Annotated in this window: 9 protein-coding genes, 3 tRNA genes and 1 pseudogene; 8 read left to right on the forward strand and 5 right to left on the reverse strand. The window is 70.7% G+C overall.

What is annotated here, in order from left to right; all coding sequences use genetic code 11:
• Position 1: 1 nt before the first annotated feature.
• Entirely contained in the window at positions 2-682 is a 681-nt protein-coding gene (locus ACZ41I_RS01935) for a SanA/YdcF family protein (protein ID WP_363215694.1), read from the reverse strand.
• A gap of 156 nt (positions 683-838) precedes the next feature.
• On the opposite strand from ACZ41I_RS01935, the gene ACZ41I_RS01940 reads away from it, so the two are divergent.
• The 5 genes and pseudogenes from ACZ41I_RS01940 to ACZ41I_RS01960 all read left to right on the forward strand — a co-directional run bounded on the left by ACZ41I_RS01940 (position 839) and on the right by ACZ41I_RS01960 (position 7,823).
• Entirely contained in the window at positions 839-1,696 is an 858-nt protein-coding gene (locus ACZ41I_RS01940; protein WP_468512936.1) for a sirohydrochlorin chelatase, read from the forward strand.
• Positions 1,697-1,771: 75 nt separating this feature from the next.
• Entirely contained in the window at positions 1,772-3,043 is a 1,272-nt protein-coding gene (locus tag ACZ41I_RS01945) for a deoxyguanosinetriphosphate triphosphohydrolase (RefSeq protein WP_363215696.1), read from the forward strand.
• A 104-nt stretch (positions 3,044-3,147) separates the two neighbouring features.
• On the forward strand, positions 3,148-4,419 hold the full coding sequence (locus tag ACZ41I_RS01950; RefSeq protein ID WP_468512937.1) for an NAD(P)/FAD-dependent oxidoreductase: 1,272 nt from the start codon (positions 3,148-3,150) through the stop codon (positions 4,417-4,419).
• Positions 4,420-4,460: 41 nt separating this feature from the next.
• The gene (dnaG, locus tag ACZ41I_RS01955; protein ID WP_363215698.1) at positions 4,461-6,371 is read left to right on the forward strand and encodes a DNA primase; all 1,911 of its coding nucleotides are present in this window, start codon (positions 4,461-4,463) and stop codon (positions 6,369-6,371) included.
• 149 nt (positions 6,372-6,520) lie between these two features.
• A pseudogene (locus ACZ41I_RS01960) lies at positions 6,521-7,823 on the forward strand (RNA polymerase sigma factor).
• Positions 7,824-7,855: 32 nt separating this feature from the next.
• On the opposite strand, the gene ACZ41I_RS01965 reads toward ACZ41I_RS01960, so the two are convergent.
• From ACZ41I_RS01965 to ACZ41I_RS01980, 4 genes are all read right to left on the reverse strand, one after another.
• A complete protein-coding gene (locus tag ACZ41I_RS01965) occupies positions 7,856-9,784 on the reverse strand; it encodes an ABC transporter ATP-binding protein (protein ID WP_399771845.1) in 1,929 nt (642 codons plus the stop codon).
• A complete protein-coding gene (locus ACZ41I_RS01970) occupies positions 9,784-11,517 on the reverse strand; it encodes an ABC transporter ATP-binding protein (protein ID WP_468512938.1) in 1,734 nt (577 codons plus the stop codon). The genes ACZ41I_RS01965 and ACZ41I_RS01970 overlap by 1 nt, the downstream gene beginning before the upstream one ends.
• Before the next feature lie 169 nt (positions 11,518-11,686).
• A complete protein-coding gene (locus ACZ41I_RS01975; RefSeq protein ID WP_363215701.1) occupies positions 11,687-13,126 on the reverse strand; it encodes an FGGY family carbohydrate kinase in 1,440 nt (479 codons plus the stop codon).
• 53 nt (positions 13,127-13,179) lie between these two features.
• The gene (locus ACZ41I_RS01980; RefSeq protein WP_468512939.1) at positions 13,180-13,479 is read right to left on the reverse strand and encodes a YtxH domain-containing protein; all 300 of its coding nucleotides are present in this window, start codon (positions 13,477-13,479) and stop codon (positions 13,180-13,182) included.
• 160 nt (positions 13,480-13,639) lie between these two features.
• On the opposite strand from ACZ41I_RS01980, the gene ACZ41I_RS01985 reads away from it, so the two are divergent.
• From ACZ41I_RS01985 to ACZ41I_RS01995, 3 genes are all read left to right on the forward strand, one after another.
• Positions 13,640-13,712, forward strand: a tRNA-Asn gene (locus ACZ41I_RS01985).
• Between the two features lie 6 nt (positions 13,713-13,718).
• Positions 13,719-13,791: transfer RNA gene (locus ACZ41I_RS01990), tRNA-Asn, on the forward strand.
• 176 nt (positions 13,792-13,967) lie between these two features.
• Positions 13,968-14,041, forward strand: a tRNA-Ile gene (locus ACZ41I_RS01995).
• Positions 14,042-14,116: the final 75 nt, after the last annotated feature.

Below are 14,116 nucleotides of genomic sequence, written 5' to 3' on the forward strand. Positions count from 1 at the left end.
CTCAGTCCCGCGCCTGAGCCAGCGCCTTGGTGACCCCGTGCTCCCGTGGGCCCAGGAACGTGGGATCCGGACGGAACACCGCGTCCAGCACCGCCTTGCCCGCCGCGAACACCTCGCGCGTGCCGCCGTAGTACCAGGTCACGTCGTGCTTGTCGGCCACCCCGACCCCGTACGAGTCCACCCCCGCCGCCTCGCACAGCGCCACCGCCCGCCGGATGTGGAAACCCTGGCTGATCAGCACGGCCCGGTCCACGCCGAAGATCTTCCTGGCCCGCACACAGGAGTCCCAGGTGTCGAACCCGGCGTAGTCGCTGACGATCCGCCGGTCCGGCACCCCGTGCTTCGTCAGGTACGCACGCATGGCGTCGGGCTCGTCGTAGTCCTTGCGGCTGTTGTCCCCGGTGACCAGGACGACCTCGACCCGCCCGGCCCGGTACAGCTTCGCCGCCGCGTCCAGCCGGTGCGCGAGGTACGGCGACGGCTCCCCGTTCCACAGCCCGGCCCCGAACACCAGGGCGACCTGCGCCCGCGGGGCGTCCGCCGTCGTACGCAGCCGGTCCGCCGTGGACACGTACAGCCAGGTCACCGGCAGCAGCGCCAGCACACACCCGGCCATCACGGCCTGCAGCAGCCGCCGCTGCCCCCGACGGGAGCGCGGCAGCCGCGGTCGACGGAACTTCATACGGCCCCCCAGGGATCGGCTTGTCGACCATGGAGGACGCCGGCGACCGCCGATCCGGTTCGCCTCACATCGAGCATCCGTACGACGTGAAGCCACGGAAAACACCCGTGACGGTCCGGCAACGGCCCCGCAATCTGACCCCGGCAGGATCCTTCCATGACGGCGTCGCACCCTCCCCGCTCCGAGTCCGACATCCACCTCGACAGCACGGCGCACCTCATGAACAGCATCGGCAACCGGCTCGCCGGGCAGCTCCGGCTCGTCTCCCCGCCCGTCCGCCGCCCGGCACCGCCCGCGCTCGTCCTGGTCGGCCACGGCAGCCGCGACCCGCGCGCGCTGGAGACCGTACGGACCCTGCGGGACCGCGTGCGCGAGCTGCGCCCCGGCCTGCCCGTCCACCTGGGCCACATCGAGCTGAACGAGCCCCTCCTCCCGGACACCCTCACCGCCCTCGGCGACGCCCCCGCCGTCCTGGTCCCGCTGCTCCTCTCCCGCGGCTACCACGTCAAGCAGGACATCCCCGAGATGGCCGCCGCGGCGAGGGCGAGCACCCGGGTGACCGCCCCGCTGGGGCCGCACCCGCTCCTCGTGGAGACCCTGTACGACCGGCTGCTGGAGGCAGGCTGGCCGACGGTGCCGGACGAGCCGACGCGCCGCACGAGCGCGGTGGTCCTCGCCGCCGCCGGCTCCCGCGACCCCGACTCGGCCACCGACACCCGCCGCGCGGCCCGCCTCCTGGCCGACCGCCTGGGAGTCCCGGTCGTCCCGGCCTACGCCTCGGCAGCGGCCCCGACCGTTCCGACGGCCGTACGGGCACTGGCGGCACGCGGCCGGCACCGGGTGGCGATCGCGTCGTACTTCACGGCACCGGGGCGCTTCGCGACCCAGTGCGCGCAGGTGGCGCCGTGGCTGGCATCGGCTCCCCTGGGCGCCCATCCGGCGATGGCCCGCCTGATCCTGCACCGGTACGACCAGGCGAGGGTGACGAGACAGGCGGAGTTGGCCTCGGCTTGAAAGAAGCAGCGACCCGGCAGACGAGCAGGCACCCGGCGCGACCCTTTTGTCACTGCCGACGCTTACTGTCGAACCATGGAAGGCACCCCCGACGGAACCTACGACCTCACTTCAGCGGAGCGCTGGGCCCCCGAGCCCGACAAACGCCCCGGCCGCACCGCCTTCCAGCGCGATCGCGCCCGCATCCTCCACTCAGCCGCCCTACGACGCCTCGCGGGCAAGACCCAGGTCGTCACACCGGGAGCCCACAGCCAGCTCTGGGACGCCAGCCCCAGAACCCGGCTCACCCACTCCCTGGAGTGCGCCCAGGTCGGCCGGGAGCTGGGCGCGGCCCTCGGCTGTGACCCCGACCTGGTCGAAGCCGCCTGCCTCGCCCACGACCTGGGCCACCCGCCCTTCGGTCACAACGGCGAACAGGCACTGAACGCCTTCGCGGACGACTGCGGCGGCTTCGAGGGCAACGCCCAGTCCCTCAGGCTCCTCACCCGCATCGAACCCAAACGGTTCACCGAAGACCGCTCCGTCGGCCTCAACCTCACCCGTGCCACCCTCGACGCAGCCACGAAATACCCCTGGCCCCGCGGCGCCCACCCCACCGACCCGGCATCCCCGAAGTTCGGCGTGTACGAGGACGACCGCCTGGTGTTCGACTGGATCAGAGCGCACGCCCCCGGCACCCGCACCTGCTTCGAGGCCCAGGTCATGGACTGGTCGGACGATGTGGCGTACTCGGTGCACGACGTCGAGGACGGCCTGCACGCCGGTCACATCGACCCCAACTGCCTGCACGCCGAGCCCGAGCGGCAGGCGGTCTTCGAGGTCGCCATCGGCCGGTACGTCCCCGCCGGCACCGACCCGTCCGAACTCTCCGCCGCCCTCGACCGGCTCCAGGACGAGGAGTGGTGGCCGCACGGCTACGACGGCACGGCGGTCGCGCAGGCCCGCCTGAAGGACGCCACCAGCCAGCTCATCGGCCGGTTCTGCCTGGCCGCCGAGAGCGCCACGCGCGCCGCGTACGGCAGCGGCCGGCTCACCCGCTACGGCGCCGAACTCGTCGTACCCCGCGAGGCCCGCATGGAGTGCGCGGTGCTCAAGGCGGTCGCGGACCGGTATGTGATGCAGCGCGCCGAGCAGGAACGGCTGCGCGCGGACCAGCGGGTCGTCGTGGCGGAGCTGGCCCAGGCGCTGACCGCCCGCGCGCCGGACGGGCTGGATCCGCAGTTTCGGGCACTCTTCGACGGGGCAGGCGACGACCACGCGCGCAAGCGGGTGATCGTCGACCAGATCGCCTCCCTCACCGACGCCTCGGCGCGCTCGCTGCACGCGAGACTGACGGGGCATATGTGAGAGGAACGTGACCGGCGGTGGCCTGATCGGGTCACCCCCTCTTCACGCAGCAGGCTGCGTGCGGGACGCTCGCATGTGGCGGCACCCTTACGAGGAGGCATCAAGTGGTCGACGCGGATCAGACATTCGTCATCGTCGGAGGCGGTCTCGCCGGTGCGAAGGCGGCCGAGACGCTCCGGGCGGAGGGCTTCACCGGCCGGGTGATACTGATCAGTGACGAGCGCGACCACCCCTACGAGCGCCCGCCCCTGTCCAAGGGCTATCTCCTCGGCAAGGAGGAGCGCGACAGCGTCTTCGTGCACGAGCCCGCCTGGTACGCGCAGAACGACATCGAGCTGCACCTGGGCCAGACCGTCGACCGCATCGACCGTACGGCGAAGACGGTCCGCTTCGGCGACGACGGCACCCTCGTCCGCTACGACAAGCTGCTGCTGGCCACCGGCGCCGAGCCCCGCCGCCTGGACATCCCGGGCACGGACCTGGCGGGCGTGCACCACCTGCGCCGGCTCGCGCACGCCGAGCGGCTCAAGGGCGTCCTCCAGCACCTCGGCCGGGACAACGGGCACCTGGTGATCGCGGGCGCCGGCTGGATCGGACTGGAGGTCGCCGCGGCGGCCCGCGAGTACGGCGCCGAGGTCACGGTGATCGAGCCGGCGCCGACGCCGCTGCACGGGGTGCTCGGCCCGGAGCTGGGCGGCGTCTTCGCGGAGCTGCACCGCGAGCACGGCGTCCGCTTCCACTTCGGGCGGCGGCTCACCGAGATCGTCGGCCAGGACGGCATGGTCCTCGCGGTCCGCACCGACGACGGCGAGGAACACCCGGCGCACGACGTGCTGGCGGCGATCGGCGCCGCGCCGCGGGTCGCTCTCGCGGAGGCGGCGGGGCTGGAGCTGGCCGACCGGGCGCGGGGCGGCGGTGTCGTGGTCGACGAGCGGTTGCGCACGTCCGACCCGGACATCTACGCGGCCGGTGACGTGGCGACCTTCCCGCTCGCGCTCTACGACACCCGGGTCCGCGTCGAGCACTGGGCGAACGCCCTGAACGGCGGCCCGGCCGCGGCGCGCTCGATGCTGGGCCAGGAGGTCGTCCACGACCGTGTGCCCTACTTCTTCACCGACCAGTACGACCTGGGCATGGAGTACAGCGGCTGGGCCCCGCCCGGCTCGTACGACGAAGTGGTGATCCGGGGCGACGCGGGCAAGCGGGAGTTCATCGCGTTCTGGGTCAAGGAGGGACGCGTGCTGGCCGGAATGAACGTGAACGTGTGGGATGTCACAGAGCAGATCCAGAAGCTGATCCGTTCCCGGGCCCAGGTGAACATCGAGGCACTCTCAGACCCCCACATCCCCCTCGACGGTCTCCTCTCCCCGAGCTGACGACCACCAGGACTGTCACAGCAGCCCCGTAGAATTCACGCGTGGCAGGACGGATCAACGACGAGGACGTGAAGGCGGTACGGGACGCGGTCCCGATCGACGCCGTGGTCTCCGAGTACCTCCAGCTGCGCAACGCGGGCGGCGGCAACCTGAAGGGGCTGTGCCCGTTCCACGACGAGAAGTCGCCGTCCTTCCAGGTCAGCCCGAGCAAGGGACTCTTCCACTGCTTCGGCTGCCAGGAGGGCGGCGACACCATCACCTTCGTGATGAAGGTGGACCACCTCTCCTTCTCGGAGGCGGTCGAGCGGCTCGCCGCCCAGGCCGGCATCACGCTGCGCTACGAGGAGGGCGGGTACAACCCGGCCCACCAGCGCGGCGAGCGCATCCGCCTGGTCGAGGCGCACAAGATCGCCGCGCAGTGGTACGCCGAGCAGCTCGCCACCGGCGCCGAGGCCGAGACCGGCCGGATCTTCCTCGCCGAGCGCGGCTTCGACCAGGCCGCCGCCGTCCACTTCGGCGTCGGCTACAGCCCCCAGGGCTGGGACCACCTCACCCGCTATCTGCGCGGCAAGGGCTTCACCGACAAGGAGCTGATCCTCTCCGGCCTGTCCCAGGAGGGCCGCCGGGGCCCCATCGACCGCTTCCGCGGCCGCCTGATGTGGCCCATCCGTGACATCGGCGGCGAGGTCGTCGGCTTCGGCGCCCGCAAGCTGTACGAGGCGGACAACGGCCCGAAGTACCTGAACACCCCCGAGACGGCGATCTACAAGAAGAGCCAGGTGCTGTACGGCATCGACCTGGCGAAGAAGGACATCGCGAAGGCCAGCCGGGCGGTCGTGGTCGAGGGCTACACGGACGTCATGGCCTGTCACCTCGCCGGTGTGACGACCGCGATCGCCACCTGCGGTACGGCCTTCGGCGGGGAGCACATCAAGATCCTCCGCCGTCTCCTCATGGACAACGGCTCGGCCCGCGTGATCTTCACCTTCGACGGCGACGCGGCCGGGCAGAAGGCCGCCCTGCGCGCCTTCGAGGACGACCAGAAGTTCGCCGCAGAGACGTACATCGCGATCGCCCCGGACGGCATGGACCCCTGCGAGCTGCGCCTCGCCAAGGGCGACGAGGCGGTGGCCGACCTGGTCGAACCCCGCACCCCGCTCTTCGAGTTCGCGCTCCGCCAGATCCTGAGCCGCTACGACCTGGACACCCCGGCCGGCCGTGCCGCCGCCCTGGACGAGGCGGCGCCGATCGTGGCCCGCATCAAGAACAGCGGCGCCCAGCACGAGGTCGCCGTCGACCTGGCCGGCATGCTCGGCATCCTCGACACCCAGTTCGTGGTCCGGCGTGTGGCCCAGCTGGCCCGCTGGGCGAGGGACCGCGGCGGAAAGGCCCCGCAGCAGGACCGCCCGCGCGGCCCGGAGCAGCAGTGGGCGGCGCCCGCGGCCCGTCCGGTGAGCGGCGGTCCGGCACTGACCCTGCGCAACCCCGTCCACGCCGCCGAACGGGAACTCCTCAAACTCGCCCTGCAGCGCCCCGAGCTGGTCTCCCCGGCCTTCGACGCCTACGGCGTGGACGAGTTCACCGCGCCGCCCTACGCGGCCGTGCGTCAGGCGATCGCGGAGGCCGGCGGTGCCGAGTACGGCGTGTCCGACTCCCAGGAATACCTGGTCAGGGTCCGGGAGGCCGCTCCGGACGACACCGTCCGTGCGATGGTCACCGAGCTGGCCGTCGAGCCGATCCTGCGCCGCACGGTCGACGAGACCTACGCCGGCACGGTCCTGGTGCAGATCCGCCGCCGCGCCGTCGAACGCCGCATCCGCGACATCCAGTCCCAGATGACCCGCCTCTCCACCGGCGGCGACCCCGCCCAACTGGCCTCGGTCCAGAACGAGATGTGGATCCTCCAGCAGTACGACCAGGCGTTGCGGGAGCGGGGCGCGGAGGCGCTGTAGGGGCACCTCCGCGGGATCAGGACTCGGGGGACCGGTCTTCCGCCACGGCTCAGTGGCCCGCAGTTGCCAATCGCATAGTCCGACGACCTGAGTAACCGACCGGTCACGAAGCGGACGCAAAAAGTCACCGCACGCCCCTCGTGGCGGGGATGTGTCGTACTCCACACTGGGGACGGTGCCCGAGTCCTCGGAGCGCAGGCCGTCGACTCTCCACTCCCGAAGTACCGCTGCCGCACACCTTCAGCAGCGATCATCCTGGAGGTCGCCCCCGTGCAGACCCAGACCCTCACCCAGACCGACAGCGCAACCAGCGACACCAGCACCAGCACCAGCACCAGCACGGACGAGCCGGACGCGGAGACGGACGTCCTCGTGGCCGTCCCCCCGCAGAGCCGTGCCGCCCTGCACCCGGAGGCGGTGCCCGCCGAACCGGCGGAACCGCCGGCGGAAGCGCTCACGGACGAGCCCGAGGAGGCCGATGAACCGCTGGAGGCCGCCGAGCCCGTCGAGACACGGGTGTCGGCCCGGGCCGACACCGGCGGCCCCTCCGCCGACCTGTTCCGCCAGTACCTGCGCGAGATCGGCCGCATCCCGCTGCTCACCGCCGCCGAGGAGGTCGAACTCGCCCGCCGGGTCGAGGCCGGCCTGTTCGCCGAGGAAAAGCTGAGCAACACCCCTGATCCGGACAGCCAGTTGGCCCTCGACCTGGACCGGCTGGTCGTCATGGGCCGTATGGCCAAGCGCCGCCTCATCGAGGCGAACCTGCGGCTCGTCGTGTCCGTCGCCAAGCGGTACGTCGGCCGTGGCCTGACCATGCTCGACCTGGTCCAGGAGGGCAACCTCGGGCTGATCCGGGCCGTCGAGAAGTTCGACTACGCCCGGGGCTACAAGTTCTCGACGTACGCCACCTGGTGGATCCGCCAGGCCATGTCCCGGGCCCTGGCCGACCAGGCCCGCACCATCCGCGTCCCGGTCCACGTGGTCGAGCTGATCAACCGGGTCGTCCGCGTCCAGCGCCGCATGCTGCAGGAGCGGGGCTACGAGCCGACCCCCGAAGAGGTAGCCGCCCACCTCGACCTGCCGCCCGAGCGGGTCTCCGAGGTCCTGCGCCTCGCCCAGGAGCCGGTCTCCCTCCACGCGCCGGTCGGCGAGGAGGAGGACGTGGCCCTCGGTGACCTGATCGAGGACGGGGATGCGGCGAGTCCGGTGGAGTCGGCGGCGTTTCTCCTGCTCAGGGAGCACCTGGAGGCGGTCCTGTCCACGCTGGGGGAGCGGGAGCGCAAGGTCGTCCAGCTCCGCTACGGCCTCATCGACGGCCGCCCCCGCACGCTGGAGGAGATAGGCCGGCTGTTCGGGGTGACGAGGGAGCGGATACGGCAGATCGAGTCCAAGACCCTCAACAAGCTCCGGGATCACGCCTTCGCGGACCAGCTGAGGGGTTACCTGGACTGAAAGGGGCCGCCTGCCGGCGGCCCCTCCCGCGGTCAGTCCACCTCGGCGACCGCCTGCGCGAACTGGGCCTTGTACAGCCGGGCATAGGCGCCGTCCGCGGCCAACAGCTCCGTGTGCGCGCCCTGTTCCACGATCGCCCCGTTCTCCATCACCAGGATCGTGTCCGCATCCCGGATCGTCGACAGCCGGTGCGCGATCACGAACGACGTCCGCCCCGTCGCCAGCTTCGCCATCGCCTTCTGGATCAGCACCTCGGTCCGGGTGTCGACCGAACTCGTCGCCTCGTCCAGCACGAGGATCGTCGGGTCGGACAGGAACGCCCGCGCGATGGTGATGAGCTGCTTCTCACCCGCGCTGACCCCCGTGCCCTCGTCGTCGATCACGGTGTCGTACCCGTCGGGCAGCGTCCGGATGAACCGGTCGGCGAGCGCCGCCCGCGCGGCCTCCTCGATCTCCCCGCGGGTGACCTCCCTGGACGCCCCGTACGCGATGTTCTCCGCAATGGTCCCGCCGAACAGCCAGGTGTCCTGGAGCACCATCCCGATGCCGGCGCGGAGTTCGTCGCGGGACATGCGCCGGATGTCCACGCCGTCCAGGGTGATCCGGCCGCCCGACACGTCGTAGAACCGCATCAGCAGGTTGACCAGGGTCGTCTTGCCGGCGCCCGTCGGGCCGACGATCGCCACCGTGTGACCGGGCTCCGCCGTCAGCGAGAGGTCCTCGATCAGCGGCTTCTCCGGGTCGTACCGGAAGGACACATGCTCCAGGCGGACCCGCCCGCGCAGTTGCTCCGGCCGCTCGCCCGGTACCGGATCCGCCTCCTGCTCCTCCGCATCCAGGAGTTCGAAGATCCGCTCGGCCGAGGCGACACCGGACTGCACCAGGTTCGCCATCGACGCGACCTGCGTCAGCGGCATCGAGAACTGCCGCGAGTACTGGATGAAGGCCTGGACATCACCGATGGACAGGGCGCCCGAAGCGACGCGCAGGCCGCCCACGACCGCCACCAGCACATAGTTCAGGTTCGACACGAACATCATCAGCGGCTGCATCACACCGCTGTTGAACTGCGCCTTGAACGCGGCCTCGTACAGCGCCTCGTTCTGCTCGGCGAACTGCTTCGCCGACTCCTCCTGCCGGCCGAACACCTTCACCAGGGTGTGCCCGGTGTACATCTCCTCGACGTGCGCGTTCAGCTTGCCGGTGGAGCGCCACTGCTGCACGAAGTGCGGCTGCGACCGCTTGCCGACCCGGGTGGCGACGACGAACGACAGCGGCACGGTCACCAGCGCGACCAGCGCCAGGATCCAGGAGACGTAGAACATCATCGCGAGCACACCGATGATGGTCAGCCCCGAGTTGATCAGCTGGCCCATCGACTGCTGGAGCGTCTGCCCGATGTTGTCGATGTCGTTGGTGGCCCGGGAGAGCACCTCGCCGCGCTGGCGCTTGTCGAAGTACGACAGCGGCAGCCGGGACAGCTTCGTCTGCACGGACTCGCGCATCCGGAACATCGTGCGGTTCACGGCCCGGTTGACCAGCCGGGTCGCCACCGCCATCAGCAGGCCGGCGACCAGGAACGTCCCGAGCGCGAGCAGCAGGACGTCGCCGACGGCCCCGAAGTCGATGCCCTTGCCGGGCGTGAAGTCGGTGCTCTGCAGCATGTCCGCGACGGAGCCCTTGCCATGGGCCCGCATCTGGTCGAGAACCTGCTCCTTGGTGGCCCCGGCCGGCATCTGCCGGCCGATGATGCCGGCGAAGACCAGGTCGGTGGCCTTGCCCAGGATCTTCGGGCCGATCACGTTCAGGGTCACGCTGACGACCACGCACAGCAGCAGGCCGTAGATCGTGAAGCGTTCCGGTCTGAACTGGGCGACGAGCCGTTTGCCCGACCCCTTGAAGTCCATCGAGCGCTGGTCGGGGCCGCCCCCGGCCATCATGCGTCCCATGGGCCCGGCCATCAGGCAGCCTCCGCTTCCGTCAGCTGGGAGAGCACGATCTCCCGGTAGGTCTCGTTGCCCGCCATCAGGTCCCGGTGCCGGCCGGAGCCGACCACCCGGCCCTCGTCCAGCACGATGATCCGGTCGGCGTCCCGGATGGTCGCCACCCGCTGGGCGACGATGACGACGGTCGCCTCGGCGGTCTCGCGGGAGAGCGCGGTGCGCAGGGCCGCGTCGGTGGCGTAGTCGAGCGCGGAGAAGGAGTCGTCGAAGAGGTAGATCTCCGGGCGCTGGACGAGCGTGCGGGCGATCGCGAGACGCTGCCGCTGACCGCCGGAGACGTTCGTACCGCCCTGCGCGATCGGCGCGTTCAGGCCGCCCTCCAGTTTCTGCACGAAGTCCTTCGCCTGCGCCACCTCCAGCGCGTGCCACAGCTCCTCGTCGGTGGCGTCCGGATTGCCGTAGCGCAGGTTGGTGGCGACCGTGCCCGCGAACAGGTAGGGCTTCTGCGGCACCAGACCCACCGTCTTCGCCAGCAGCACCGGGGCGACCTCCCGGACGTCCACGCCGTCGACCAGCACCTCCCCCTCGGTGGCGTCGAACAGCCGCGGGACCAGTCCGAGCAGCGTCGACTTGCCGCTGCCGGTGGAGCCGATCACGGCGGTCGTCTCACCCGGCCGGGCCACCAGGTCGACGGCCTTCAGCACCGGCTCCTCGGCACCCGGATAGCGGAAGCCGGCGCCCCGGATCTCCAGGTGGCCGTGCCGGCGCAGCTCGGTGACCGGAGCGGTGGGCGGCACCACGCTGGAGTCGGTCCCGAGGACCTCCTGGATGCGCTCGGCGCACACCTCCGCGCGCGGCACCATCATGAACATGAAGGTGGCCATCATCACGGACATGACGATCTGCATCAGATAGGCGAGGAACGCGGTCAGGTCGCCGATCTGCATCCCGCCGCTGTCGATGCGGTGGGCGCCGAACCACACCACCGCGATCGACGACACGTTCACCACCGTCATCACCATCGGGAACATCAGCGCGAGCAGCCGGCCGGTGGCCAGCTGCATCTCGGTCAGGTCACCGTTGGCCCTCCCGAACCGTTCCTGCTCGTACTGGTCCCGTACGAAGGCACGGATCACCCGATTGCCGGTGATCTGCTCGCGCAGCACCCGGTTCACGGTGTCCAGGCGGACCTGCATCGACCGGAACAGCGGCCGCAGCCGGCGCACGATGAGCGTCACGCAGACCGCCAGCACCGGCACGACGGCGACGAGCACCCCGGACAGCGGCACATCCAGGCCGAGGGCCAGCACGATGCCGCCGACGCACATGATGGGCGCCGACACCATCAGCGTGAACGTCATCAGGGCCAGCATCTGGATCTGCTGTACGTCGTTCGTCGTACGCGTGATGAGCGAGGGCGCCCCGAAGTGGCCCAGCTCGCGCGGGGAGAAGGACTGCACCCGGTCGAAGACGGCACCGCGCAGGTCCCGGCCGAGCGCGGAGGCGGTCCGGGCGCCGTAGTACACGGCACCGATGTTGCACACGACCTGTGCCAGCGAGATGCCGATCATCAGGGCGCCGAAGGACAGAATGTAACCGGTGTCACCCTTCACGACACCGTTGTCGATGATGTGCGCGTTCAGGGTGGGCAGATAGAGGGTGGCGCAGGTCTGCAGGAACTGCAGCAGCACCAGGACGGCTATGGGTTTCCTGTAGGGCCTGAGACAGGTCCGCAGAAGTCGTATGAGCACGCTGGGTCTCTCGGAGTCGGCGGGTGGGGGGCTGGTCGGTTGCCCTTGGCCCCTATCGTCGGACACTCCACCCGCGTTACCTCAACCGATTAACCCAACAGCGGTCCAAAGAACCGACGGCACTCAGCCGTTGGCCCTACGCCCCACACACGAAACGCCCCCGATCAGGTCACGCCCGAAACGCCCCCGGATGGGTCTGTTCCCGCACCGCCGTGAACTGCTGCCGCACCGCCTGACCCACGGCCAGCTCGTCCCCCGGCTCCAGGACCTGAGCCGCCGCACCCTGCCAGGCCGGCGGGGTGCGCGGGTCGAATGTGCCCTGCGACACACCGAGCGCCCAGGCCGCCTGCCGGGCCGCGCCGATCGCCGCGTAGTCCGCGGGCTGCGGTACGACGACCTGGGCGCCGAACAGCGAGGGCGCCGAGGCCTGCACGGCGGGAAGTTCGGCGGCCGGGCCCAGCAGGAAGATCCGCCGCACGTCCACGCCCCGCCCGCGCAGCACGTCCAGCGCGTCGCCGAGCCCGCACAGCATGCCCTCGAACGCGGCCCGCGCCAGATGCTCCGGCTTCATCGACTCCCGCCGCAGCCCGGCGATCGTCCCGGCGGTGTGCGGCAGATGGGGTGTCCGCTCACCCTCCAGATAGGGCAGCAGCACCAGCCCATGAGCGCCCGGTGTGGACTTCACCGCCAGCTCGGACAGGCTCTCCAGGTCCGGGAGGCCGAGGAGTTCGGCGGTGCCGCGCAGGGTCCGCACGGCGTTCAGGGTGGTCACGACCGGCAGGTGCATGCCGGTGGCGTCGGCGAGGGAGGTGATCATTCCGGACTGATCGGCGAGCGCCTCGGGGTGCACGGCCATCACGGACCCGGAGGCACCGAGGGACACGACGGCATCCCCCAGCCCGATCCCGAGCCCGAACGCGGCGGCCATGGTCTCCCCGGTGCCGGCGGAGATCAGCAGCCCCTCCGGGGTCGTACCGGCCGCGTCGGACGGGCCGATCACCTCCGGCAGCATCGCCTGATGGCCGAGCGCCAGCTCCACCAGGTCCGGCCGGTAGGCGCCGGTGGCGGCCGACCAGTACCCGGTCCCGGAGGCCCCGCCGCGATCGGTGGTCCTGCGCACGGGCCGCCCGAGCAGCTGCCACACTAGCCAGTCGTGCGCCTGGAGCAGTACGGCCGTCCGGCGGGCGTTCTCGGGCTCGTTCTTGGCGAGCCAGCGCAGCTTGGTGACCGGCTGGGCGGCCTGCGGCACACAGCCGACCGCCTGCGCCCAGGCCTCCCGGCCGCCGAGCGCGTCGACCAGATCCGCTGCCGCGACCTGCGCCCGCTTGTCGCCGCCGACCAGCGCCGGGCGCACGGTGTTGCCCTGGGCGTCCAGCGGTACCAGGGCGTTCTGCTGGGCCGACACGCCGATGGCCTGCACGCCCTCCAGCAGACCGCCGCCCGCGGCCTCGCCGAGGGAGAGCAGCCAGGCCTGCGGGTCGACGTCGCTGGGCCGGCCCTCCACCGGGTGCGGGGCGTACCCCTGCCGTAGTACGGCACCGGTGTCCGTGTCGCACACCACGATGCGCGTGAAATCCGGTGAGCTGTCCAAGCCGGCGACTATCCCCATGCGGAGAATTTTGCAGCATCCACGGGCCTGCTACGGCCGAGGGCGCTCAGGTGTCACTCGTGCCCCCAGTCGTCCTCGGGCCTGCCGTTCAGGTTCCGCTCCCGCAAGGACCGCACCCGCTGGGCGACGGTCTCGGGAACCCGGTCGCCGACCTTGTGGCCGACCGTGTGGAACGCCTTGCCGGCGTACTGGCGGCCCTGCTGCGCGGCGGTCTCGGCCGTGTTGCGGACGGCGGGGTTCTGCGTGATCCGCTGAGCGGACTTCTTCAGCTGCTCGTAGCGCTCGCGTCCGGCCCTCGTGCCGAGTACGTAACCGAGGGCCAGTCCGGCGACGAACGTGAGCCGGTAGCGCATGGCTGCCACCCTTCCCTTGCCTGGGTCTGCTGGTGCGACGTGGGCGCCGAGGGGAACCGATTGGCGGAGCACCCCCCTGCTTGCGCTAATGTATGTGTCGCAGCGAGCGCCCGCCCTCTGGCGAATACCCAGGTAGGCACGTTCGATGCAATCGAGGCGATCCTCCGTAGCTCAATTGGCAGAGCAGCCGGCTGTTAACCGGCAGGTTACTGGTTCGAGTCCAGTCGGGGGAGCTTCGGTCCTCCGTAGCTCAATTGGCAGAGCAGCCGGCTGTTAACCGGCAGGTTACTGGTTCGAGTCCAGTCGGGGGAGCGCAGTGAACGAGGACCCCTTGGGGGTCCTTTTTCATGCCCGCGGGAACCGCCGCGCCTGCACCGATGTCCTCAAGGTCATGAGCAGCGCAGAAGCCGACCATCCGAAGCAGGAGATCGTATGAGCGGCTATGCTGCGGCAGACGGCGCGCACACTTGTACGCGACACGCCGCTATGGGGCGGTAGCTCAGCCGGTTAGAGCAGCGGACTCATAATCCGTCGGCCGTGGGTTCGAGTCCCACCCGCCCCACTGGAACCTCTTCCTGAAGAAACGTTCTGCCCCATCAGGGCCCCTGCAGGGGGGTCTGATGGGGCAGTTGAGCGA

Source organism: Streptomyces sp. NPDC030799 (assembly GCF_055572255.1).

Coding starts and splice junctions, on each gene's coding strand:
- ACZ41I_RS01980 (WP_468512939.1), bottom strand. CDS start 13,479: ATGCGCTACCGGCTCACGTTCGTCGCCGGACTGGCCCTCGGTTACGTA.
- ACZ41I_RS01935 (WP_363215694.1), bottom strand. CDS start 682: ATGAAGTTCCGTCGACCGCGGCTGCCGCGCTCCCGTCGGGGGCAGCGG.
- ACZ41I_RS01940 (WP_468512936.1), top strand. CDS start 839: ATGACGGCGTCGCACCCTCCCCGCTCCGAGTCCGACATCCACCTCGAC.
- ACZ41I_RS01975 (WP_363215701.1), bottom strand. CDS start 13,126: ATGGGGATAGTCGCCGGCTTGGACAGCTCACCGGATTTCACGCGCATC.
- ACZ41I_RS01965 (WP_399771845.1), bottom strand. CDS start 9,784: ATGGCCGGGCCCATGGGACGCATGATGGCCGGGGGCGGCCCCGACCAG.
- ACZ41I_RS01945 (WP_363215696.1), top strand. CDS start 1,772: ATGGAAGGCACCCCCGACGGAACCTACGACCTCACTTCAGCGGAGCGC.